Origin of the sequence: Rhizobium sp. NFR03 (assembly GCF_900111275.1) — a bacterium.
Classification (GTDB): Bacteria; Pseudomonadota; Alphaproteobacteria; order Rhizobiales; family Rhizobiaceae; genus Ferranicluibacter.
Window position 1 is genome coordinate 16584 of sequence record NZ_FOGR01000007.1, and the last position, 22919, is coordinate 39502.

Genomic DNA, 22919 nt, shown 5'->3' on the forward strand with positions numbered 1-22919 from the left:
TTTTCTCCGCATTGTCCGACGCCGAAGCGATCCCGCTTCGGCTGGACATGCTCCAGGGCTGATGGCACGGGTCGATCCGGCTCGTCCCGTAAGGGGCCGACAGCGCGCGCGGGAAAGGGGTCGCCAGCTGTTGCCATGATGCATCATGGTTTTTTCTTCCACAGTCCGGTCTCGAAACAGGAAGTTATCCCGTGCTCTGAAGGACCGTCTCCGCTTACACTCTTCCTGCAACCGGTCCAGCAGGGGGACATATGTATTTGAGAACTATAGCAGGCATCGTTGCCACGACACTCTTTGCGCTGGCAGCCCCGGCGCATGCGCAAGCCGTGAAGATCGGCAGCAAGAATTTCACCGAACAGTTCGTCGTCGCGGAAATCTATGCGCAGGCTCTTGAAAAAGCAGGCGTCGAAGTCGAACGCCGTCTTAACCTCGGCGCGACCCTTGTCGCCCATACCGCTCTGACGAATGGCGAGATCGACCTCTATCCGGAATATACGGGCACAGCGCTCGCGGCTGTCGTCAAGGGAGACCTGTCGGGCAGCGCCGAGAAGATCTACGGCGAGGTCAAGGACTACTACGAGAAGAACCTGAAGCTCACGCTCCTTGAGCCGACCCGGATCAACAACGGCTATGCGATCATCCTGCTCCCGGAGACGGCCGAGACATACAAGTTGAAGACCCTGACAGATCTCGGTCCGGTCTCCAAGGATCTGACCTTCGGCGCGGAGGCCGGCTTTGGCGACCGTAAGGACGGTCTGCCGGGTCTGAAGCAGACCTACGGTATCGCGTTCAAGGAGTTCAAGATCTTCGCGAAGCTCGGCATCCGCTACAGCGCGCTGGCCAGCAAGGATCTCGACGTTTCCTATGGTTTTGCGACGGACTGGCAGATTTCGGAAAACAAGCTCGTCGTTCTTGAAGACGACAAGAAGCTTTTCCCTCCCTACTATCTGGTGCCGGTCGTTCGTCAGGACACGCTTGCCAAAAACCCCAAGATCTCCGAGGTGCTGAACAAGATCAGTCCGCTTCTCAACAACGAGACCATGCGCGAGCTGAATGCCAAGGTCGATCGCGACAAGGAAGAGCCGGCGGATGTCGCTGCGGACTTTCTGAAGGCCCAAGGCATCTGAAAGCTCTTGATATAATTGTGCAGCGCGCAATTTGACATGACGATGCGGCCCGTCTTTGCTCTGCCGCATCGTCTGCGTCCATGCTCCTGATCGCCTCAAGGAAAGCTCTGAATCGTTGAAGTGGGCTCCCAGACATATTCCCGAGATCGCGCTCGCCGTCTGGCAGCATCTTGTTCTGTCGATTTCCGCTGTTCTGATCGGCCTGGTCGTCGCACTCGTCATCGGCATATTCTGTGCGCGCCGCCAGAGGGTCTACGCCGTTGCCTTGACCATCGCCAACGTGATCTTCGTCATTCCGAGCCTGGCGCTCTTCGCGCTGCTCATTCCGCTTGTCGGCCTCGGCATGAAGCCCGCCTTGATCGGGCTCTCGTCATACTGTCTGCTGATCCTGTTGCGCAACATCGTGACCGGTCTGCGGGGCGTTCCGGCAGACGTGCTCGATGCTGCTGACGGCATGGGATATGGCCGCTGGCAACGATTGTTTCGCATTGAATTGCCACTCGCCGCACCGCTGATCCTGTCTGGTGCCCGCATCGCTCTCGTGACGACAATCGGGATTGCGACGGTCGCGGCCTTTATCGATGGCGGCGGGCTCGGCACGATCATCCTCATCGGTATCGACCAGGAATATCCGGAGAAAATCATGGTCGGCGGTATTCTGACAGCACTTCTTGCGATCTCCTTCGACCTGATCCTGACCCGCGCCGAACGGCTCCTGGTCCGGTGGCAATGAAGGGATCGCAATGCTGAACGATGCGGTTTCCTGGATCGCCAACAATCCCGACGTCTTCACGCGCGCGCTCGGCCAGCATCTGGTTATGTCCGGCGTGTCGCTCGCAATCGCGCTTGTTATCGCGCTGCCTCTGTCGGTTGCCATCGTCCATCACGGCCGCTTCGCATTCGGCGTCATCAATACAGTGAACGGTTTGCGCACGGTTCCCAGTCTGGCGATCCTCGCGATCATGATGCCGCTGCTCGGTATCGGACTGATGCCGTCTATTGTGGCGCTGACAGTTCTTGCCCTGCCGCCGATCCTGCTCAACGCCTATATCGGTCTTCGGGATGTGGACCCGGACGCCGTCGAGGCGGCAATCGGCATGGGTATGAGCCGCAGTCAGGTGCTGCGCAAGATTCGCATTCCGCTCGCCGCACCGGCGATGTTTGCCGGTGCGCGTACCGCCGCCGTTCAGGTCCTGGCCGGCGCGACGCTTGCCCCGTTTATCGGTGGGGGCGGACTGGGCGATTTTATTGCAGGTGGCATCAGTATGATGGACATGTCGCGACTTCTCGTCGGCGCCGTGCCGATCGCCATTCTCGCTCTCGGAACCGAGTTCATTCTCGGCTTTACAGAGAAGAAACTCTTCGCAGAAAGAACAGCCGCATGATCCGCATGGAGAACGTCACCAAGCATTATGCAGAAGCGGCGATGCCATCGGTCGAAAACCTGACCCTCGAGGTTCCCGAAGGATCGATTGTCGCATTGATCGGACCTTCCGGCTGCGGCAAGACCACAACGATGCGAATGATCAATCGTCTGATCGAACCCACAGAGGGGCGTATCTTCGTCAACGGGGAGGACGTGACCCATGTCGACCCGGTGCAATTGCGCCGACACATCGGCTACGTCATCCAATCCGTCGGCCTCTTTCCCCATATGACGATCGCGGAAAATATCGCGGCCGTGCCGAACCTGCTCGGGTGGGACAAAGCCCGTATCGACCGGCGTACGGCAGAGCTGCTCGATCTCGTCGGTCTCGATCCCAAGGACATGCTGAATCGTTACCCACGGCAGCTTTCGGGAGGCCAGCGCCAGCGTATCGGCGTCGCCCGTGCTCTGGCAGCGGACCCTGCAGTCCTTCTCATGGACGAGCCGTTCGGCGCCATCGACCCCATCGCCCGCGCGCGACTTCAGGATGAGTTTCGGCAGATCCTCAGCCGCGTCCGCAAGACAGTGGTCCTCGTGACACATGATCTCGATGAGGCAATCCGTCTCGGAGACCGTATCGCCATCATGCGCGATGGCCGGATCGTTCAATACGATACGCCTGATGCGATCCTGTCCCGCCCCGCAGACGATTTCGTCGCCAACTTTGTGGGTATAGATCGAGCGATCAAACGTCTCAGCCTGTTTTCGGTAGCGGATGCCGCACTTGCCGGGCTGCACGCCGGTGCAGCGTCCAGGGTCGCCGCATCGGTGAACCTGCGCGATGCACTGTCGCTGATGGTTGCGGGCAATACAGACGTCCTTGCCGTGGCCGGCGAAGACGGCACCGTGACAGGCCATCTGACGCGCGAAGCGATCTTCTCGATCTGACCGGAGAAAGCCGATGTCCTTTTCCTACCGCTCTTGCGAGGTTCCGGCCGTGTTGATCGAGCCCACCCATCGTCGGATCCGCCTTAAAGCGGGCGAAAGCATCATCGCCGACACGACCGGCGCGATCGCGATCTACGAGAATGGAGGGCATCCCGTCTACTACCTGCCAAAGAGCGATTTCCTCGCCGGTGTGCTGTCGCCTTCCGGTAAGAGCGAGGCAAAGGCCCTGCTGGGGGAGAAGCAGGTTTTCGATCTGATGGGTGTCGGTGCCGCCAAAGCCTGGTCCTTCGACGGCAGTCCCATCGGGCACAGCGAGCTTGCAGACTTCGTGTCCGTCGAATGGCCGGCTGTGCGCTGGTTCGAAGAGGATGAGGAAATCTTCCGGCATCCACGCAATGTCTACAAGCGGATCGACACGATCAGGAGCTCGCGCCTTGTCGAGGTTTTTCTGGATGGTCAATTGGTGGCGCGCACCAATCGGGCTGTCTTCCTGTTCGAAACGGGGCTTATTCCCCGCTACTATTTCCCCGCCGAAGACGTCATCGGGGGACGCCTGATCGACAGCGATCTGACGACCTATTGCCCCTACAAGGGCACGGCCTCCTACTTCCATTTCGAACTTGCTGGCGTGAGGCATGATGACATCGTCTGGTCCTATCCCGATCCTCTTGACGAGAGCCTGAAAGTCAGAGGGCTGATCTCGGTCTATAATGAAAAGATGGATGAGATTCGCGTCAGCACAGAGGCCCGGTCCTGATGCTGCTCGGCTATGCGCTTTCTCCCTTCGGTCATAGATCGGATGCCTGGCGCCAAGCGCCGGACGATCGGCTTCTCGGCTTCGATGCGTTGCTGGAGCAGGTGTCTGCGGCCGATGCGGAGGGTCTGGCTTTCGTTCTGCTTGCGGACCGGCTCGGGCTTCGTCCGACCGACGACGTGTCCCCGACGGCGGTACCCTTTGAGCCGACATTGCTTGCCTCGGCGCTCGCGACCCGCGTCGGTCGGATCGGCATGATCGCGGCGGCAGCGACTACCCAGCACGAACCTTACAATCTAGCTCGCCGTTTTGCCTCGCTGGACCTCATCAGCAAAGGGCGCGGGGGATGGCTGGTCCTGGCGGACGGCGGTCATCATGATCGCGATGTTGAATTTGTGGATGTCGTCACCGCGCTCTGGGATAGTTTCGAGGATGACGCCTTCGTCTACGACAAGACAGCGGGTCGTTTCTTTGATCCGTTGAAAATGCATGTCGCACACCACAAGGGCGCGCATTTCACGGTCCGCGGCCCTCTGAACGTCAACCGCTCGCCGCAGGGCAGGCCGGTTTTGGCGCATCTGCTTGATGACGCCGATAGTGCGTTGGCCATCCGCACAGGGGAGCTGCTTTTGTTGCAGGCAAGATCGGCTGACGATCTGGTTGCGGCGGCAAAGCGCATCGGCAAGGCGATCAACGCAGCCGGCCGCAAGAGAGACGATATCCGTCTTGTCGCCAGCATCAGTCCGGTCATCTGCTCCGCTGGTCAGGGAGCGGAGAAGACATCGGCATTTTCCGACATCGACCAGACGGTCGAGCCGCCTTTCGCAGCCCGTCTGGCCGGTACGCCGTCGGCGATCGTCGAGCAGTTGAAGGACCTTGAGGCGACGGCCGACCTCGACGGCTTCACTGTCTTTCCGCCGACGCTTGAAATGGGGCAGCGCTTCCTTTCGGAGGTCGTTCCGGAACTCAGGCGACAAGGCCTGATGGACGCCGGTTCTGGCACGACGCTTCGGGAGAGGCTTGGTCTTCCCCGGCAAGAGCATCCGTCTCTGGTCGGCAAGGAGGCGTCACGATGAGCAGACGTTCTATGAAGCTCGGCGCCTTTCTCATGGCAGGCGGTCATCACATCGCGGCGTGGCGACATCCCGATGCGCATGCGCGGGCCGGTAGCGACATCGATCATTTCATAGCGCTGGCGCAGATCGCCGAACGCGGCACGTTCGACATGATCTTCATCGAGGATGCGGCCGCTATCCGCGAGCGCAATCCTGATCTCGCCAGCCAGGCCGCTCGCTCTACGGCCTTCGAACCGCTGAGCCTTCTCGCGGCAATCGCCGTCAACACGTCTCATATCGGGCTCGTCGCCACCGCCTCGACCAGTTACACCGAACCTTATGGTCTTGCCCGCAGCTTTGCGGCGCTCGACCAGCTCAGTGGTGGTCGTGCGGGTTGGAACCTCGTGACCTCCGCAAGCGAACTGGAGGCGGAGAATTTTGCAGCGAGCGGGTTGCGTCCACACTCGCAGCGTTACGAACGTGCCGAGGAATTTGCCGACGCGGCGCTCGCATTGTGGGACAGCGTGCAGCAGACAGCCTATCTGCCACCCGGCGAAGGGGTGTTCGCAGATCGGTCCAAGCTTCATCCTGTCCACAAGCATGGACGGCATTTTGCCGTAGACGGGATTCTCGAAAGTCGGCGCTCGCCTCAAGGGCGGCCGGTGATGGTTCAGGCCGGCGCTTCGGAGGCAGGCAAGGATCTGGCGGCACGCACCGCAGACGTCGTGTTCGCAGCCTCGCAAACCAAGGCGGAAGCTCAGGCCTATTACGTGGATGTGAAATCGAGGCTCGCCACATACGGGCGAGACCCTGACGATCTCAAGGTCATGCCGGGCATTTCTCCGATTGTCGCTGCCACCGAAGAGGAGGCAAAGGCGAAATACCGCACGCTCCAGGACCTCATCCCCGATGCCGTCGGCGTGGCGCTCCTTGCAAGTTATCTCAGCATCCAGGATCTTGCCGCCTATCCGCTCGACGGCCCCTTGCCGGACATGCCCCCAACCAACCTGATCCAGAGCCGGCAGCAGTTGATCGTCGATCTCGGCAAGCGAGAGGGGCTTTCGATCAGGGAGCTGGCGAGACACTTTGCCGGTGCACGGGGCCATTGGCAGGTGGTCGGCACGCCCGGTCAGATCGCCGACGCCATGGAGGAGCGGTTCCTTGACGGCGCTGCCGACGGGTTCAACGTCATGGCACCCCTTTTTCCCTCGGGCCTTGAGGACTTCGTCACGCTGGTCGTGCCGGAACTGCGCCGCCGTGGGCTCTTCCGTACGGAATACGAGGGTAAGACGCTGCGGACAAATCTCGGCGCTGCCATGCCGACCAATGATGAAGCGAGATGACAATGGATCCGATCTATATCGACTACCTGAACGCCTTCGATATCGAGGCGCTGGACCTCACCAATGACGAGATCCTTGGTGCCATCGAGACATCGCTCGGCGCGCAGGGCAATGGCGAGACGGTGATCGAGCCGCGCGTACATCTTGAGCCGGATGCGAGCTTCCACGGTCACTTCAATGTGCTGCGCGGCTATGTGGCACCACTCGGGTTGGCAGGCGTCAAGGTCGTCGGCGACTATGTCGACAATTACAAGCTCGGTTACCCCTCGGAATTCGGGGTGCTCAACCTCTTCGACCCGCGTACCGGCGTACCGAAGGCCATCCTCGACGCCACTGTCATCACCGACATGCGCACCGGTGCGGTGACGGCGATGGGCGCCAAGCATCTTGCCCGCAAGGGCTCGAAAGTCCTTGGCCATATCGGCGCCCGCGGCACGGCCTACTGGAACGTGCGGCTGCTCGACCATCTCTTCGATTTCGACGAGATCCGCGTTCACTCGCGCCGGCCGGAAAGCCGGGACGCTTTCGGTGCCAAACTCGAAAACGATCTTGGCAAGAAAATTACGGTGACCGACAACTGGCGAGACTGCGTCGATGGTGCGGACATCGTCGTCGAGGCATCGCGGCTCAACGCGCCGGAGCCGATGCTGAAGACGGAATGGATCAAGAAGGGCGCTTTCGTCGTGCCTTACGGGACGATGAGTGCCGTCGAGCTCTCGCTGACCGACATCATAGATAAGCTGGTGGTGGATGATTGGGGGCAATGCAAGGGCGGCAAGCTTGGCTCGCTGCGTGCCCATGTCGAGGCCGGCAAGCTTTCAGAGGACACGCTGCATGCGGAGCTCGGCCAGATCGTCGCCGGCTTGAAGCCGGGTCGCGAGAGCGATGAGGAGACCATTCTTCTGTGGCATCGCGGGCTGTCGCTCAGCGACATCGCGCTCGGTTCGGCGCTGCTGGAGAAGGCGAAGGCCAGGAATATCGGACAGCGGCTCCGTTTCGCATGACGACGATCTGCCTGACAGGGTCGGAGGTCACGATCGCGGATATCGTTGCGATTGCAAGGCAACGCGCTGAAGTGAGCGCCGACGAGCGGGTGATTGCCAGGCTGGTGGAGGCGCGGCTCGTTCTTGAAAACGTGGCTGCTTCCGGCCAGCCGATCTACGGAATGAACACCGGCCTCGGCGCCAATCTGAAGACCGCCGTTACGGAGGATTTCGCCGCCTTTCAGGTTCAGTTGATCCGGGGCAGGGGAATGGCCGTCGGCGAACCGATGCCACGCGACGCCACCCGCGCCGTCGTTGCCGCACGGCTCGCAATGCTCGCTGTCGGGGGGTCTGGCATCTCGCCTGCTGTCTTCCAGGCACTGCTTGGTCTTCTCAACGCCGGCGTGCATCCCGTCATGCGCTCTGTGGGTTCCATCGGCGCTGGCGACCTCGTGCTTCTCTCGGCAATGGCGCGGGTCCTGATCGGCGAGGGGGAGGCGGAATATCAGGGCGAGATCCTCCCTTCTCTTGTGGCGCTCGCTCGCGCCGGTCTTGCCCCGACGGTCCTCCAGCCCAAGGATGGCATTGCCCTTCTCAACGCCTCTGCGGTTTCGGTGGGCGAGGGTGCTTTGGTTCTCCACGACCTCAGGCGGCTTCTTGGCTGGCAAAGGCAGGCAGTGGCGCTCTGCTTCGAAGCACTGGCGGGCAATCCGGCCATCCTGGCTCCCGCGATCCAGGCGGCGCGGCCGGCAGCCGGACAGGTCGAAGAGGCAAGCTTGATCCGTGCGGCGTTGCAGGGCTCGTCGCTGTATGAGGGCGGTGTGTCCATACAGGACCCGCTGAGCCTGCGATGCGTGGCGCCGATCCACGGCGCACTTGCCGACGCGCTGGCGCACGCCGAGCGCGCGGTCGAACTCGAACTCAATTCCGCTGCCGACAACCCGCTGGTGCTCGTTGCGGAAAGACGCGTGCTCTCGACAGGTAATTTTCATACGCCGGCGCTCTCGCTGGCATTCGAGAGCCTCGGACTGGCGCTTGCCCAGGCCGCGGCGGCCTCGGCCGCCCGGTTCATACAATTGACCGGCTCCCGTCGTCATGGCCTGCCTCGCTATCTGTCTCCAGCGGGTGGAGCGTCCGCAGGTCTGGTCCCGATGCAGAAGACGGTGACGGCCCTGCTGGCTGCCATTCGCCACAAGGCCAATCCTGTTATGCTAGATTTTCTTGCCGTTTCCGAGGGCGTCGAGGACCATGCGACCCAATCGCTTCTTACCGTCCGCAAGCTCGGCGAGATGCTGTCCTCGTGGCGCCTGCTGATCGCCTGCGAGATGGTGGCGGCAGCACAGGCCGTCGAGATGCGGCAGGAGCATCGTTGCGGGGCCGGCACGCAAATGATCCATGACATGATCCGAGCCAAGGTTCCTGCCCTACAGGAGGACCGCTCGCTCGGCGAAGATGTTGCGGTTCTGGCAAGTCATCTGGAGCTGTGTGAGGACAGCTGGGACAGGCGCTCAGAATTGCGCTGACATCGGGCAGGTCGGTGCCGCTCCGAACGATAAAGGCCGGCTCCTGAAAGGGACCAGCCGAGCCGGTGATGCCGGCATCAGCTTTATTGCGATTGATCCTTGTATTCCGTTTTGCGCTTACCCAAATAGGTTTTGCGGACCGGGCCCCTCTGATCAAGGCGAATGCCTTTTTGATGTCGGACCGCATCGAGCGTGCTCGGTGCGATCTTATGGCCAATCGTAAGCTCCCCAAACATGTTCGATGTCGTGAACCAGACGCACTTCGCGTCGTTTTGGAGAGTTTTCTTATGTGTAACGTTTCTCGTCGCCTTTTCCTGACAGCCACGGCCGCTTCTGCCGCCATTGCGCTGCCGGCCTCGCTTCATGCCGAGGAGGCTGGCGCGTCTGCCGTGCCCCTGGCACCCGCGCCCGTCAAGGATGGAAAGTCTACGCTGACGCCGGATGAGGCACTGGATCTGCTGAAACAGGGGAACGAGGCCTTTCTGCGAAACGAACTGGTTTACCCCAACAGGACGGAGACGCGCCGGCTGGAACTCGCCAAGGGCCAGGCCCCGTTCTGCGCCTATGTTTCATGTTCCGACAGCCGTGTTCCTCCTGAACTGCTGTTCGGACGAGGCTTGGGTGAGCTCTTCATCATCCGCAACGCCGGCAATACCGTGGATACCGTCGCCATGGGATCGATCGAATACGCCGTTGCCGAACTCGGGGTTCCTCTGATCGTCGTCATGGGACATGAGAGCTGCGGTGCCGTGAAGGCAGCAATGGCTGTCGTGGAGAGCAATGCCCGCTTTCCCGGGCAGATCGACAACATGATCGAGCCAATCATCCCGGCCGTTCTTGAAGCACGTGGGCAAACGGGCGACCCGACCGAGAACGCCGTGCGTCAAAACGTTCGCCGTGTCGTACGTACCTTGCGGGAAGAAAGCGACCCGCTCCTGCTCAAGCCTCTGGCGGAGGGCCGTATCAAGGTCGTCGGCGCCTATTACCGCCTCGACACCGGCGTTGTGGAATTCTTCGACCAGCAGTGAGGTCGACGCGAACGTTTCGCTCCAGGACACCGATATCGCGGCTGAATGCGGACCGACAAACGGTCCGCATTCAGCCGGTACCGTTTCACTCCCTGACGTTGAAGCCTTCTGCAAACCCGGTCGGATTCACGGAGGCAACGAGGGATCATAGACTCACGATTGTTTTGCTCGATGTGTTCATCATAGGGGGTCCAATTCGGCCCAATGATCGAGATGCTCAGCCGTGTTCAGCGAGCCTGTAGCCGACGCCTGTTTCGGTGAGGATGTAGCGGGGCTGATCGGGGCTTTCTTCGATCTTTTGGCGCAGCTGCCGGACGTATACCCTGAGATACTGGACGTCCGTGATCTCGCCCCAGACCTTTTCGAGAATGAACCTGTGGGTCAGGACACGGCCGGAATGCTGCACCAGCAGCCGCAGGATATCGTATTCCTTCGGCGTCATCTTCACCTCGACACCCCGAACTCTGACGATCCGTTTTACGAGATCGACCGATAGTTCGCCCGCCGTAAAGACAGGCTCCTCGCCTTGGGTTTGCAGGCGATGGCGCAGCGCCACACGGATGCGTGCGACGAGTTCGTTCATTCCGAAGGGCTTGGTGACATAGTCGTCGGCACCAAGTTCGAGCGCCCGAACGATGCCTGCCTCGTCCGTGCGGCTCGACAGGATGATGATGGGAAAGGCAACCTTTTCCGAACGCCATTTGGCGAGAAGTTCGTGCCCGCCCATGTCGGGAAGGCCGAGGTCCAGCAAGGCGAGATCCGGGACTTCGGCTCGCGCCATCTCGATCGCGGAATGGGCGTTGGGCGCGCCTTTGATGGTAAAGCCTTGTGACGACAGGCCCACATCGAGCAGTTTGCGGATCGGGGGCTCATCGTCCACGACGAGGATCTTGACGGTGGCATGGGTCATGCTGTCGTTCCCTTCGATGGCGACGCCTTCGGGAGTTTGATCTGGAAGACGGCGCCTGCTGCGCCCGGCCTGTTTCCAGCGGAGATACTCCCTCCCATCGCCTCGAGGAACCCTCTGCAAATCGACAGGCCAAGACCGGTTCCGGCTTTGACATGGTCGATCTTGTGCACCCGGTAGAAGCTGTCGAAGATGCGCTCCAGATCGCCCGGTGGCACGCCCGGACCCTCGTCCGTGACGCGCAGTCGAACCACGCCGTCGTCGTCCCGGGCGTCGATCCTGATCGTCGTGTCGTGCGGGGCGTATTTCGCAGCGTTGTCGATCAGGTTGAAGAGCGCCTGTTCGAGCAGTACCGGATCGACCTTCACCATGGGAAGATCGTCGGGGATTGCCGTCTCCACGCGATGGTCCGCCGTGATCTTCGCAGCGCGTGCCAGAGCCGAGCCGACGATGTCGCCGACGAAGTGCGGCCCGGCGTTCGGTATCATGGCGCCGGACCCGATGCGGGTCATGTCGAGCAGGTTCGCGATAAAACGATTGAGGCGCTCCGACTCCTCGATGACCGTGGTCAGGAGCTCGTCCTTGGCCTCATCCGAAAGACCGGCGCCGAAGTCCTTGATCGTGCCCGCCGATCCGAGGATTGCGGCGAGAGGTGTCTTCAGATCATGAGAAATGGAGGTGAGCAGCGCGGTTCTCAGACGGTCCGTTTCGGCTGCGAGCTTTGCCTTGTCCACATCGGCCACGAGCTGGATGCGTTCGATGGCAAGCGCGGCCTGGTCGGCAAGCGCGTCGAACAGGCGCTGCTGATCGGAGTTGAGGAGTGGGCCCTGTCTGTCGTTGTCGAGCCCGACCACGCCGATGGCTCCGCGTCCCGTGCGCAAAGGGAGATAGAGCCTCTTGGCGCCGGGCAGCGTATCGGCCGCGCGGCCTGCCGGGCGATCGTGCTCCCAGGCCCATCGTGCGGCTGCGATGTCCGCATCGATCAACGTGTCGTCAGGCGGATACCCGGCCCTGACCGAGATCGTCCCGTCCTCCGGTAGCAGGATGACGACCCGGACCTTCAGCATCGAGGCGATCTGGTAGGCCGTTGCCCAGAGAACATCGTCGAGCGTGCCTGTGCCTGCGAGTTTTCGCGAGAACAGGTAGAGGTCCTCCGTCGTGCGCGCCCGCTGTCGCGCCGCCGTCGCCTGTCTTTGAACGGCAGCGGCCAGATTGCTCGCCACCAGCGCGGTGCCGAGGAAGAAGAGCAGAGCGATGACGCTTTCGGGATCGCGGATCGTCAGCGTGTAGCGCGGTTCGAGAAAGAAGAAGTTGAAGGCGGTAGCACCCAGAAAAGACGCAAAGAGGCCGGGGCCGAGCCCACCCCTGACGGCGGAGGCAAGAACCCCCATCAGGAAGACAAGTGCGAGATTCTGCACGTTGAGCGTCTGGTCGAGAAGGATACCGGTCACCACGGCCATCGACACGAAGGCCAGACTGAACAGATAGTCCTTCGGCTTTATCCGGTTTGCAGCCTTCGCCGTGCGCACGCCTCTCGGCGCAACCTCTTCTCCGCCGTCCGACATGACGTGCACGCTGATCGTGCCCGAGTTGCGGATCAGGTCGTGGGTGATCGACCCCTCGAACCATTCCCGCCAGCGCGGCCTGCTGGATTTGCCGACGATGAGGTGGTTGAAGTTGTTCGCGCCGGCATAGGAGATCAGATCGCGTGAGACGTCCGAAGCGGGAAGCGTGACAGTTTCCGCCCCCAGTTGTTCGGCAAGCCGCATGCAGGCCGCCAGACGGTCCTTGTCCGCGTCTGCAAGATAGGCCACGCGGGATGTTTCCATATGGATGACCGTCCAGGGAGCCCGTAGCCTGTCTGCCTGCCGCCGCGCATAGCGAACCAGCGTTGCACCATTGCGTCCATGGTCGAGGCAGACGAGGATGCGTTCGCCGGCGGCCCAGGGGCCAGATATTGCATGGGCCTGCATATGGTTGAGAAGCTGGTCGTCCACCCGTTGCGCCGTGCGTCTGAGGGCAAGCTCACGCAGTGCCGTCAGATTGCCGGGCGAAAAGTAGTTCTCGATGGCGCGCCGCGCGGTTTTGGGCACGTAAACCTTGCCGTCCTGCATCCGCTTGATGAGGTCCTGCGGCGTGATGTCGATGATCTCGATGTCGTCAGCGCGATCGATGATGGAGTCGGGAACCGTCTCCCGCACGCGGATGCGCGTGATCTGTGCGACGATGTCGTTGAGGCTTTCGACGTGCTGTATGTTGAGCGTGGTATAGACGTCGATGCCGTTCGCCAGCAGTTCCAGAACGTCGAGGTATCGCTTCGGATGGCGGCTTCCCGGAGCGTTGGTGTGTGCCAGTTCGTCAACGAGCGCGAGCGCCGGACGCCGCTTGAGAATGGCATCGATATCCATCTCGTCCAGCATCTGTCCCTTGTAGTCGATGGACGCCCGGGCCACGGTTTCCAGCCCAAGGATCAGTGCCTTCGTCTCCTCGCGCCCGTGCGTTTCCACGACGCCGATGACGACATCCGTGCCGTCGGCTTGTCGGGCGCGGGCGGACATCAGCATCTCGTAGGTTTTGCCGACGCCGGGTGCCGCCCCGAGAAATATCTTCAGCTTGCCGCCGTTTTCCCGGTCGGCCTGAGCGAGAAGCGCGTCGGGAGACGGCCGCCTTTCCAGTCCTCCGTGTCTGTCGTGGGCCATCGTCCGCTCCGTGGTTCCCGGCAGTCCCCGATCAGGGACTGCCGGCTGCCTTTCAGTCTCAGGGCGCTGCGTCCTTGTCCAGCGCAAGGTTCATCTCCAGCACATTCACCAGCCTGTCTGGCGTCAGGACGCCGCCCGGTGAGAACGCGCTGTGCCCGATAAGCTGGTTCACCCTGTCGATCGGGACGTTGCGCGCCCGTGCGATACGCTCGGCCTGGTAAAGAGCGGCGCGCTCTGTGATATGAGGGTCGAGACCCGCACCCGAGGCGGCAGCGAGGTCTGCGGGGAGAGGGTTCTCAGGTGTTGCTCCGTAGACAGCGACGGTCTCCGCAGCACGGTCCGTCAGGTCCGTGCTTGTCGGCGATTTGTTCGACCCACCGGCGCCAGCTGCATTGTAACTCACGGCCGACGGGCGCGGCCAGAAATACTGCGGTCGGGTGAAGGCCTGCGCAACCTGCCGGCTGCCGATGATTGTGCCGTCGGGCGCCGTGATCAGCGAACCGTCGGCGAGGTCAGGAGCGGCGGCCTGGCCGATGGCCCAGACGACGCCCGTATAGCCGCCGACGCAGATCACCATCGTCGCGACGGTGATGCGGAGACTGGAGAGAAGGGTTTCCATGATGACGGTTCTCACTTCATGAACATGACGTGTTCGGCGATGGGGCCAAGTGTGGCGGCGGGGAAGAACGTCAGCGCACCCACGATGACGACGGTGACGGTCAGCATGCCGGCGAAGGTGCCGTTTTCGACCGACAGCGTTCCGCTGGACTCGGTTGCACGGCGCTTGGTGGCGAGCGAACCGACGATGGCGAGCGGCAGGATGATCGGGATGAAGCGGGCAAGCAGCATCACGGTGCCGGTGGCGATGTTCCAGGCGGCCGTGTTGTCGCCGAGCCCTTCGAAACCGGAGCCGTTATTGGCGGCGGCAGAGGAGAACTCGTAGAGGATTTCGCTGAAGCCGTGCGGGCCGATATTGTTGAGTGTGGCCGCGCCCCATGGCGTTACCGCAAAGATTGCCGTGCCCACGAGAATGAAGAACCCGTGGCTGAGAAGGCCCATCATGGCAAATTTTACTTCCTTCGCCTCGATGCGCCAGCCGAGAAATTCCGGCGTGCGACCGATCATCATGCCTGCGATGAAGACAGCGACGACGATGTAGAGAAACATGTTGATCATGCCGACGCCGACGCCGCCGAAATCCTCGTTCAGCCACATGCCGATCATCGGCATCAGGCCCGTCAGCGGGTTGAGGCTGTCATGCATCGCGTTGACGGAGCCGTTGCTTGTCGAGGTGGTGACGACCGCCCAGACCGGTCCTGCCGCTGCACCGAACCGCAGTTCCTTCCCTTCGAGGTTGCCGACGTCCTGCGTTATGGGCAGGGATGCGAAGGCGTGGGTCGGCTCCGTTTCAAAGCCGATCGCTCCGGTAATGCGGGCGCCCATGAGGACGAGCATCACCGTGAAGAGAACGGCGGCATGTTTCATCCGACCGATGATGCGGCCGAACATCCAGACGCAGCCCATGGGAATGATGATGATCGAGATGGTCTGCAGAACATTCGACCAGAAGGTCGGGTTCTCAAGCGGATGCGTGCTGTTCGGCCCGAAGAAGCCGCCGCCATTGGTGCCGAGCTGCTTGATCGCGACGAAAGCGGCGACAGGCCCGCGTGCGATCGTCTGCTGCACGCCCTCCAGCGTGGTCGCGACCGCCGAGCCCTGGAATGTCATGGGCACGCCCGTGAAGAGGAGGAGGATGGCAACGATGAGGGCAAGCGGCAGGAGAACGAGGAACGTCGCACGCTGCACATCGAGGAAGAAGTTGCCGAGCTTGCGGCCAGCCAACCCGCGGGCCAGTGCCGCGAGCGCTGCAAGGCCGACGGCCGTCGACACGAATTGAAGCCACATCAGCGCAGCCAGCTGGGAAAGGTAGCTCATCGCAACCTCGCCCGAATAGTGCTGAAGGTTGGTATTGGCGACGAAGGAACTTGTCGTGTTGAAGATCAGCGTGCCCTCGAGCGCTCCCTTGCCGTCGGGATTGAGCGGCAGGTATTGCTGAAGCGCGAGAAGCGCGAAACATGCCACGAACATGACGACGTTGAAGCCGAGCAGGGAGAAAACATAGCGCTTCCAGTCCTGCGCCTGTCCGGTCGCCGGACCACCGATCGCCTGGAAAGCCGAGGTAAATCCACTGGGCGTTCCTTGGCCCGCGCCTGGGTCCATCGCCCAGTTCATGTAGCGGCCGAGCGGCCAGGAGAGGAGGGCGGTGCCTCCGATGATCATGATGACGAAGAGGATTGCTTGTATCATTGTGATGACTCCAGCTTCAGGCTTTTTCGAGCGCCGAGGCCAAGGCGAAGAGCAGTCCGAAGACGATCATGCCGAGGATGAACATTGCGATGGTCATGGTCTTTCCGATCAGGCGAGGTTGAGGGCCGACACGATCATGTCGATGAGCTTGATGCCGACGAAGGGGACGACGAGACCGCCAAGACCGTAGATCAGCAGGTTCCGTCTGAGCAGCGGCCCGGCACCTATCGCTTTGTAGGCGACGCCTTTAAGCGCGAGCGGAATCAGCGCGATGATAATCAGGGCATTGAAGATGATCGCCGACAGAATGGCGCTTTGCGGCGTTGCGAGGCCCATGACGTTCAGGGCATCCAGCTGCGGATAAAGCGCGACGAACATCGCGGGAATGATAGCGAAATACTTGGCCACATCGTTTGCGATCGAGAAGGTGGTCAGCGATCCTCGCGTCATGAGCAGTTGTTTGCCGATTTCCACGATCTCGATCAGCTTGGTCGGGTCGCTGTCGAGATCCACCATGTTGCCCGCTTCGCGTGCAGCGACCGTGCCGGTGTTCATGGCGACGCCGACATCGGCCTGCGCCAGCGCCGGCGCATCATTGGTTCCGTCCCCGCACATGGCGACCAGCTTGCCCTTTGCCTGCTCGTCGCGGATCAGCTGCAGCTTGTTCTCCGGGGTCGCCTGCGCGAGAAAGTCATCGACTCCGGCTTCCGCGGCGATGGCTGCGGCCGTCATCGGGTTGTCGCCGGTGATCATGACGGTGCGGATGCCCATGCGGCGGAGTTCCGCGAACCGCTCGCGGATGCCGCCCTTCACGATGTCCTTCAGGTGGATGATGCCGAGCAGTTTCCCGTCCCGCGCAACGGCAAGCGGCGTACCGCCTGCCTTCGAGATGGAATCCGCGATCGCCTGACCTTCCCGCGCAACGGCGCCCACCGATGCGCTGCCACCGGACACGGCGTGGAGTTGCAGATATGTGAGCACGGAATCCACCGCACCCTTGCGGATTGACGTCCCTTCCAGGTCCACCCCGGACATCCGGCTTTGCGCGGTGAAGGGGACGAACGTCGCGTTGAGGTCCTTCATGTCCCTTGCGCGGATGCCGTATTTTTCCTTGGCCAGCACGACGACGGATCGGCCCTCCGGCGTCTCGTCGGCAAGCGATGCAAGTTGCGACGCGTCGGCGAGATCCTGTTGCGTCACGCCGCTGACCGGGTGGAATTCGGTAGCCTGACGGTTGCCGAGCGTGATCGTTCCCGTTTTGTCGAGCAGCAGCGTATCGATGTCGCCCGCAGCCTCCACGGCACGGCCGGACATCGCCAGCACGTTGAAGCGAACCAGACGGTCCATACCCGCAATGCCGATGGCGGAGAGAAGCGCGCCGATGGTGGTGGGAATGAGCGTAACGAACAGTGCCACGAGCACGACGATCGGAATGGATCCGCCGGCATAGCTTGCAAAGGCCGGAATCGTCGCCGTCGCCATCACGAAGATGAGCGTCATCGCAGCAAGAAGAATGTTGAGGGCGATCTCGTTGGGTGTCTTCTGGCGTTCGGCGCCTTCGACCAGCGCAATCATGCGGTCTATGAAGGTGGAACCGGCGGCTGCGGTAATGCGCACCTTGATCCAGTCGGACAGAACCTGCGTGCCGCCCGTGACGGCGGAACGGTCGCCGCCTGATTCCCGGATGACGGGCGCGGATTCGCCGGTAATCGCAGCTTCGTTGACGGAGGCGATGCCCTCGACGATCTCGCCATCGGAAGGGATGATGTCGCCGGCCTCCACGAGCACAACGTCGTTGACCTTCAGCGACGCGCCGGGGACATCTTTCCATGTGCGGCTGTCGGCAGATGCCAACAGCTTTGCCTGGGTTTCGGAACGGGTGCGACGCAGAGATTCGGCTTGGGCCTTTCCGCGTCCCTCGGCCACGGCTTCGGCAAAATTGGCAAACAGCACCGTGAACCAGAGCCAGAGAATGATCTGGAACGAGAAACCAAGTCCGTCGGCTCCCGTCGCGAGGTCCTTGAAAAAGAGAACGGTCGTCAGCAGGGAAACAATGGCGACCACGAACATGACCGGATTCTTGGCTAGGGTTCGCGGGTCGAGTTTTCGAAACGCGCCGCCGATGGCAGGCACGAGGATGCGCGCATCGAGAATGCTCGCGGATGTGGGTTTGCTCATGAGAGACCCCGAAGATGGTTGGTAGGGAAGGTCGGATCAGTTCGAGACGAAGACGTTCGCTTTCGCCAGCGCGATGACGACGCTCAGGATGAGAACCATGCCGATAACGACGTTTGATGCGCGGCAGGCCTTGCGGAGGTCATGTGGAAAGAGAGCCTGCCGGAAATTGCGGAGCGCGGCTTTCATAACGCTCTAGAAGCGCTCGGGCCGCCAGAGCGCATAGGCGAGGTAGACCGTGATGAAGACGGTCACGCCACCGCTGAGGATATAGTCGAATGTCATGTCGCACCTATCGTTCTATCAAAACCCGGCGCGTTGAGGCGCCGGGGACGGATGAACCATGCGGCTGATACGCGTAGGAATTCGAGACGGACACACTGACGAAGATATAAAGATTCTATATGGATTTCCGTGCAGCATGGGCTGCGAGCATGTGGCCCTGGCTGCAACAGGGGCGTCCGCAGAACATCGGGCGTTCATAGCTCTGGATCGGAAGAAGATGTTCCCTTAAGTTCGGTTCGATCCTACTCGAGGCGTCATTCTGGGCGAGGCACCGACCTGCTTCAACGTCCAGCTCTCGCTTCGGGGCAATATCCGATACGTTCCTTCCCGAGGGAACATCGCATTTCTAGAACGGAGACGCTTACATGGACGGAAAAGTCAACGACGGCGCCGGCAAATGTCCAGTCGCACATACGCCGCGCGGCCGGTCGAATCGTGACTGGTGGCCCAACCAGCTCAATGTCCAGATCCTTCACGGGCATTCCGTTCGCTCCGATCCGATGGGCGACGCGTTCAACTATGCCGAAGAGTTCAAGACGCTCGATCTCGATGCCCTGAAGCAGGACCTTCACGCCCTGATGACCGACAGCCAGGAATGGTGGCCGGCAGATTTTGGTCACTATGGCGGCCTGTTTATCCGCATGGCCTGGCACAGCGCCGGCACATACCGCATCACCGATGGCCGCGGCGGTGCGGGCATGGGCCAGCAGCGTTTCGCACCTCTCAACAGCTGGCCTGACAACGTCAATCTCGACAAGGCCCGCCGTCTCTTGTGGCCGATCAAGCAGAAATACGGCAACAAGATTTCCTGGGCCGATCTGATGATCCTAACGGGCAATGTTGCGCTCGAATCCATGGGTTTCAAGACGTTCGGTTTTGCCGGCGGCCGCGCCGATGTCTGGGAGCCGGAAGAGCTTTACTGGGGCCCGGAAGGTACGTGGCTCGGCGACGAGCGTTACAGCGGTGAGCGGGAGCTGGCAGAGCCGCTCGGCGCCGTGCAGATGGGCCTAATCTACGTCAACCCGGAGGGCCCAAGCGGTAATCCCGATCCGCTCGCCTCGGCACGCGACATTCGCGACACCTTCGCCCGCATGGCGATGAACGACGAGGAAACCGTGGCGCTCATTGCCGGCGGCCACACGTTCGGCAAGACTCACGGCGCCGGCGACGCATCTTTCGTCGGCATCGATCCGGAAGGTGGCGAACTGGAAGCGCAGGGCCTCGGCTGGGCGAGCAAGTTCAACACCGGTATCGGCCGTGATGCGATCGGCAGTGGCCTTGAAGTGACCTGGACGCAAACGCCGACACAATGGAGCAACTACTTCTTTGAAAACCTGTTCGCCTTCGAATGGGAACTGACGACAAGCCCTGCCGGTGCCAAGCAATGGGTTGCAAAGAATGCCGAAGCTTCCATTCCGGATGCTTTCGACCCGTCGAAGAAGCAGCTGCCGACCATGCTGACAAGCGATCTGGCCCTGCGTTTCGACCCGGCCTATGAAAAGATTTCGCGCCGGTTCCTCGAAAACCCGGCCGAATTCGCCGACGCCTTCGCGCGCGCCTGGTTCAAGCTGACCCACCGCGACATGGGTCCGAAGGCGCGTTACCTCGGTCCGGAAGTGCCGGCCGAGAACCTGATCTGGCAGGACGTCATACCGGCGGTCGATCACCCCTTGGTCGATGACGCCGACATCGCAAGCCTCAAGGAAAAAGTTCTGGCAACCGGTCTTTCGGTGCAGGAGCTGGTTTCGACAGCCTGGGCTTCCGCTTCGACCTTCCGCGGCTCCGACAAGCGGGGTGGTGCCAACGGCGCCCGGATCCGGCTTGCTCCGCAGAAGGATTGGGAAGCCAACCAGCCGTCACAGCTCGCAAAGGTTCTGGCTGCTCTGGAGGGCGTCCAGCAGAGCTTCAACACGGCGCAGGCCGGCGGCAAGAAGATCTCGCTCGCCGACCTGATCGTGCTTGGCGGTGCTGCGGGTATCGAGAAGGCGGCCAAGGCTGCAGGCAACGATATCAGCGTACCGTTTACACCTGGCCGTATGGATGCCTCGCAGGAGCAGACCGATGCGGACTCGTTTAGAGCGCTCGAACCCCGCGCCGATGCGTTTCGTAATTATGTGAACGGCAACAAGACGCAGTTCATGCAGGCGGAGGAAGCGCTCGTCGATCGTGCCCAGCTTCTGACACTGACAGCACCGGAAATGTCCGTGCTGATCGGCGGCCTGCGCGTGCTCGCGGTCGGCCAACCGGAACATGGTGTGTTGACTGACAAGCCTGAGACCCTGACGAACGATTTCTTCGTCAATCTGCTCGATATGGGAACGGTCTGGGCTCCGGTCGCCGGCAAGCAGGGCGTCTATCAGGGGAGCGACCGCAAGACGGGCGCTGCCAGGTGGACCGGTACCCGCGTCGATCTGATCTTCGGCTCACACGCGCAGCTTCGCGCGATTGCCGAAGTCTACGGCCAGTCCGACGGAAGGCAGAAGTTCGTGCGCGACTTCGTTGGGGCCTGGAACAAGGTCATGAACGCAGATCGCTTCGATCTGGCGGCATAAATGCCGAGACCCGCCTGAGCCGAGACCTCAGGCGGGTCGTTTCCTCTGGAGTTTCCTCTGGAGTTTCCTCATCGAAGGCTGATGGATTTCCGATGCTGCGACAGAGCAGACCCGTTATTCCGGACGCCACTCGCCAATGCTTATGCCACCCTCTGTGGTCAGTTCGGTGCAAACAAAGTGGGAAAGCTCGTCGCTTCTGATGACGGCTGCGCTTAGTCGACCCGTTCGATACGCTCCTGTGTCCAGGGCTATGCGATTGGAATGGATTTCAGGTCGCAGCGACGCTGTGATCGTGTGGCCATGCAGGACGATGTGGCGAAACAGGTCCAGATGGTCGAGAAAGCCGGCCCGGATCCAGCGCAGGTCGTATGCGTCCTGATCTATCAGCTCCACGCCGGGGCGTATTCCCGCATGAACGAAGCAAAAGCGCCCGATCTCCTTGAAGGTCAGGGCATTTTCCAGCAGATCGACATGATGGGGAAACCTGTGCCGGATGTCGGCGGCAATATTATCGAGATCCGGCACCGGTCGGTCCGAATACGCGCTCAATGTCGCGACACCTCCCCAGTCCAGCCAGTTGACGGCGTCCTCGCTGGTGAGTGTGCCGCGCAGAAGTTCGCGCAGGTAATAATCATGGTTGCCCAGAATCAGCCGGGAGCCCGGATAGAGTTCGAGAGTTGCGCAGACCTGATCGATGACCTTGGGACTGTCAGGGCCGCGATCGATAAGGTCACCGAGGAAGATCACGACCGGCTTCGAAGCATGGGCTGCCGCGCCTTCTGCGATATAGGCAAGCATCACTTCAAGAAGATCCGCGCGGCCGTGAATGTCGGCGATCGCGTAGATGTCGGGCGGTCGGCTATCTGTCGTCATCACTCTCTTTCCTGCCGGAAAAACATGGTTGCGGGACATCATCCGGCCGAAGGCGAGCAGCTGGAACGGGAGCAGGGACGAGACCGAAGCGAAGCCATCCGGGGTGGCGATACCGTATACGCCATCTCTCCCCTGACGCACCATCGAAAGCGAGCGGCTCAACGACATGCCATTCAAGCGTATCGCGAGACAAAGGAGTCTCTATACCCCGGCAATGCGGCGCAGATCCTCCACGGCGCCGGGAGCTGCGGCGAGGACCGGGGAGCCGCGGGTCAGTTGCTCGCCATCGACCGGAAAAGGGTGGTGCCAGCCGCCGGCTTCCGAGACGAGGCAATATCCCGCAAGGCAATCCCAGGCGTGCATGTAAGGTTCATAATAGCCGACCAGCCGGCCTGCCGCGACATAGGCGAGCATCAGCGCTCCGGAGCCGTTGCGGATGAAATTGCCACCGGCTTCCATCAGGGTCTCCACCATTTTCCCGACAAAGGCCGGTGTGACGTGGTTGTTGGCGCCGATGCCGGTCACGGCGTTGCGGATGGTCCGCGACGGATCAAGCTGCAATACCCGGCCGTTGAGCACGGCGCCTTTGCCTGTGGCCGCGGCATAGAGTTCGTCGAAGCAGGGCGCAAAGATCACGCCGATCACCGGCTTGCTGTCGAAGAGGACGGCGATGGAGACGCACCAGTTGGGCATGCCGTTGACGAAGGGGCTGGTGCCGTCGATGGGATCGACCACCCAGGTGTAGCCGGAAGTCCCCGCGGCAAGGCCATACTCCTCCCCGAGGAAACCGTCTTCAGGGTATATGTCGGCCACTCCAGCGCGAATGAGATTTTCCACCTCGCGGTCGGCAATCGAGACGACGTCCTGCGCATCGCGCTTGGTTTCGATGACCAGCGTTTCCCGCCGGTTGAAATAATCAAGGGCGACAGCACCGGCGTTGCGGGCAATCGTCTGCGCCAGAGTAAAGCGGGCGTCGAGATCATGCGTCATGAGA

Annotated in this window: 20 protein-coding genes; 11 read left to right on the forward strand and 9 right to left on the reverse strand. The window is 61.5% G+C overall.

The window, feature by feature from the left end; translation table 11 throughout:
• The first annotated feature begins 251 nt into the window (after positions 1–251).
• The 10 genes from BSG19_RS19435 (at position 252) to BSG19_RS19480 (ending at position 10127) form a co-directional block, all read left to right on the forward strand.
• Positions 252–1127, forward strand: coding sequence for a glycine betaine ABC transporter substrate-binding protein (locus BSG19_RS19435; protein ID WP_092989687.1), 876 nt, complete (start codon positions 252–254; stop codon positions 1125–1127).
• A 115-nt stretch (positions 1128–1242) separates the two neighbouring features.
• Positions 1243–1860, forward strand: coding sequence for an ABC transporter permease (locus tag BSG19_RS19440; protein ID WP_092989688.1), 618 nt, complete (start codon positions 1243–1245; stop codon positions 1858–1860).
• Between the two features lie 10 nt (positions 1861–1870).
• Positions 1871–2512 carry an ABC transporter permease gene (locus BSG19_RS19445; RefSeq protein ID WP_092989689.1) on the forward strand — a complete coding sequence of 214 codons (642 nt, stop codon included), beginning with the start codon at positions 1871–1873 and terminating at the stop codon, positions 2510–2512.
• Positions 2509–3441, forward strand: coding sequence for an ABC transporter ATP-binding protein (locus BSG19_RS19450; RefSeq protein ID WP_092989690.1), 933 nt, complete (start codon positions 2509–2511; stop codon positions 3439–3441). Before BSG19_RS19445 ends, BSG19_RS19450 begins: the two co-directional genes overlap by 4 nt.
• Before the next feature lie 13 nt (positions 3442–3454).
• Positions 3455–4198: a DUF427 domain-containing protein gene (locus BSG19_RS19455; protein WP_092989691.1), complete on the forward strand. Its 744-nt coding sequence runs from the start codon at positions 3455–3457 to the stop codon at positions 4196–4198.
• Complete coding sequence (locus BSG19_RS19460) at positions 4198–5271, forward strand: LLM class flavin-dependent oxidoreductase (RefSeq protein ID WP_092989692.1); 1074 nt, start codon at positions 4198–4200, stop codon at positions 5269–5271. The genes BSG19_RS19455 and BSG19_RS19460 overlap by 1 nt, the downstream gene beginning before the upstream one ends.
• The gene (locus BSG19_RS19465; RefSeq protein WP_092989693.1) at positions 5268–6593 is read left to right on the forward strand and encodes an LLM class flavin-dependent oxidoreductase; all 1326 of its coding nucleotides are present in this window, start codon (positions 5268–5270) and stop codon (positions 6591–6593) included. Before BSG19_RS19460 ends, BSG19_RS19465 begins: the two co-directional genes overlap by 4 nt.
• A 2-nt stretch (positions 6594–6595) precedes the next feature.
• The gene (locus tag BSG19_RS19470) at positions 6596–7597 is read left to right on the forward strand and encodes an ornithine cyclodeaminase family protein (protein ID WP_092989694.1); all 1002 of its coding nucleotides are present in this window, start codon (positions 6596–6598) and stop codon (positions 7595–7597) included.
• Entirely contained in the window at positions 7594–9099 is a 1506-nt protein-coding gene (gene hutH / locus BSG19_RS19475) for an HAL/PAL/TAL family ammonia-lyase (RefSeq protein WP_092989695.1), read from the forward strand. The genes BSG19_RS19470 and hutH overlap by 4 nt, the downstream gene beginning before the upstream one ends.
• Positions 9100–9386: 287 nt before the next feature.
• The gene (locus BSG19_RS19480; RefSeq protein ID WP_092989696.1) at positions 9387–10127 is read left to right on the forward strand and encodes a carbonic anhydrase; all 741 of its coding nucleotides are present in this window, start codon (positions 9387–9389) and stop codon (positions 10125–10127) included.
• 217 nt (positions 10128–10344) lie between these two features.
• Here BSG19_RS19480 and BSG19_RS19485 read toward each other — a convergent pair whose 3' ends face one another.
• From BSG19_RS19485 to BSG19_RS19510, 7 genes are all read right to left on the reverse strand, one after another.
• The gene (locus BSG19_RS19485; protein WP_092989697.1) at positions 10345–11037 is read right to left on the reverse strand and encodes a response regulator transcription factor; all 693 of its coding nucleotides are present in this window, start codon (positions 11035–11037) and stop codon (positions 10345–10347) included.
• Entirely contained in the window at positions 11034–13733 is a 2700-nt protein-coding gene (locus tag BSG19_RS19490) for a sensor histidine kinase (RefSeq protein ID WP_092989698.1), read from the reverse strand. The genes BSG19_RS19485 and BSG19_RS19490 overlap by 4 nt, the downstream gene beginning before the upstream one ends.
• 58 nt (positions 13734–13791) lie before the next feature.
• Positions 13792–14352 carry a potassium-transporting ATPase subunit C gene (locus BSG19_RS19495; RefSeq protein ID WP_092989699.1) on the reverse strand — a complete coding sequence of 187 codons (561 nt, stop codon included), beginning with the start codon at positions 14350–14352 and terminating at the stop codon, positions 13792–13794.
• An 11-nt stretch (positions 14353–14363) separates the two neighbouring features.
• Positions 14364–16040 carry a potassium-transporting ATPase subunit KdpA gene (gene kdpA, locus BSG19_RS19500; protein WP_170866042.1) on the reverse strand — a complete coding sequence of 559 codons (1677 nt, stop codon included), beginning with the start codon at positions 16038–16040 and terminating at the stop codon, positions 14364–14366.
• A gap of 108 nt (positions 16041–16148) precedes the next feature.
• Positions 16149–18218, reverse strand: a complete 2070-nt coding sequence (gene kdpB, locus BSG19_RS19505; RefSeq protein ID WP_092989700.1) for a potassium-transporting ATPase subunit KdpB — start codon at positions 18216–18218, stop codon at positions 16149–16151.
• Positions 18219–18254: 36 nt separating this feature from the next.
• Positions 18255–18404: a hypothetical protein gene (locus tag BSG19_RS26155; RefSeq protein ID WP_170866043.1), complete on the reverse strand. Its 150-nt coding sequence runs from the start codon at positions 18402–18404 to the stop codon at positions 18255–18257.
• A 6-nt stretch (positions 18405–18410) separates the two neighbouring features.
• Positions 18411–18500, reverse strand: a complete 90-nt coding sequence (locus BSG19_RS19510) for a potassium-transporting ATPase subunit F (RefSeq protein ID WP_092989701.1) — start codon at positions 18498–18500, stop codon at positions 18411–18413.
• 365 nt (positions 18501–18865) lie between these two features.
• Here BSG19_RS19510 and katG point away from each other — a divergent pair, with 365 nt between their 5' ends.
• Positions 18866–21052, forward strand: a complete 2187-nt coding sequence (gene katG / locus BSG19_RS19515; protein WP_092989702.1) for a catalase/peroxidase HPI — start codon at positions 18866–18868, stop codon at positions 21050–21052.
• A 114-nt stretch (positions 21053–21166) separates the two neighbouring features.
• Here katG and BSG19_RS19520 read toward each other — a convergent pair whose 3' ends face one another.
• Together BSG19_RS19520 and BSG19_RS19525 are read right to left on the reverse strand one after the other, a co-directional pair.
• Complete coding sequence (locus BSG19_RS19520; RefSeq protein WP_244529331.1) at positions 21167–21967, reverse strand: metallophosphoesterase; 801 nt, start codon at positions 21965–21967, stop codon at positions 21167–21169.
• Between the two features lie 159 nt (positions 21968–22126).
• Entirely contained in the window at positions 22127–22915 is a 789-nt protein-coding gene (locus tag BSG19_RS19525) for an inositol monophosphatase family protein (RefSeq protein ID WP_092989703.1), read from the reverse strand.
• Between the last annotated feature and the right edge of the window lie 4 nt (positions 22916–22919).

Coding starts and splice junctions, on each gene's coding strand:
- BSG19_RS19455 (WP_092989691.1), top strand. CDS start 3,455: ATGTCCTTTTCCTACCGCTCTTGCGAGGTTCCGGCCGTGTTGATCGAG.
- BSG19_RS19495 (WP_092989699.1), bottom strand. CDS start 14,352: ATGGAAACCCTTCTCTCCAGTCTCCGCATCACCGTCGCGACGATGGTG.
- BSG19_RS19435 (WP_092989687.1), top strand. CDS start 252: ATGTATTTGAGAACTATAGCAGGCATCGTTGCCACGACACTCTTTGCG.
- BSG19_RS19445 (WP_092989689.1), top strand. CDS start 1,871: ATGCTGAACGATGCGGTTTCCTGGATCGCCAACAATCCCGACGTCTTC.
- BSG19_RS19520 (WP_244529331.1), bottom strand. CDS start 21,967: ATGATGTCCCGCAACCATGTTTTTCCGGCAGGAAAGAGAGTGATGACG.
- kdpB (WP_092989700.1), bottom strand. CDS start 18,218: ATGAGCAAACCCACATCCGCGAGCATTCTCGATGCGCGCATCCTCGTG.
- BSG19_RS19510 (WP_092989701.1), bottom strand. CDS start 18,500: ATGACATTCGACTATATCCTCAGCGGTGGCGTGACCGTCTTCATCACG.
- kdpA (WP_170866042.1), bottom strand. CDS start 16,040: ATGATACAAGCAATCCTCTTCGTCATCATGATCATCGGAGGCACCGCC.
- BSG19_RS19490 (WP_092989698.1), bottom strand. CDS start 13,733: ATGGCCCACGACAGACACGGAGGACTGGAAAGGCGGCCGTCTCCCGAC.
- BSG19_RS19525 (WP_092989703.1), bottom strand. CDS start 22,915: ATGACGCATGATCTCGACGCCCGCTTTACTCTGGCGCAGACGATTGCC.
- BSG19_RS19485 (WP_092989697.1), bottom strand. CDS start 11,037: ATGACCCATGCCACCGTCAAGATCCTCGTCGTGGACGATGAGCCCCCG.
- BSG19_RS26155 (WP_170866043.1), bottom strand. CDS start 18,404: ATGAAAGCCGCGCTCCGCAATTTCCGGCAGGCTCTCTTTCCACATGAC.
- BSG19_RS19460 (WP_092989692.1), top strand. CDS start 4,198: ATGCTGCTCGGCTATGCGCTTTCTCCCTTCGGTCATAGATCGGATGCC.
- hutH (WP_092989695.1), top strand. CDS start 7,594: ATGACGACGATCTGCCTGACAGGGTCGGAGGTCACGATCGCGGATATC.
- BSG19_RS19465 (WP_092989693.1), top strand. CDS start 5,268: ATGAGCAGACGTTCTATGAAGCTCGGCGCCTTTCTCATGGCAGGCGGT.
- BSG19_RS19470 (WP_092989694.1), top strand. CDS start 6,596: ATGGATCCGATCTATATCGACTACCTGAACGCCTTCGATATCGAGGCG.
- BSG19_RS19450 (WP_092989690.1), top strand. CDS start 2,509: ATGATCCGCATGGAGAACGTCACCAAGCATTATGCAGAAGCGGCGATG.
- BSG19_RS19480 (WP_092989696.1), top strand. CDS start 9,387: ATGTGTAACGTTTCTCGTCGCCTTTTCCTGACAGCCACGGCCGCTTCT.
- katG (WP_092989702.1), top strand. CDS start 18,866: ATGGACGGAAAAGTCAACGACGGCGCCGGCAAATGTCCAGTCGCACAT.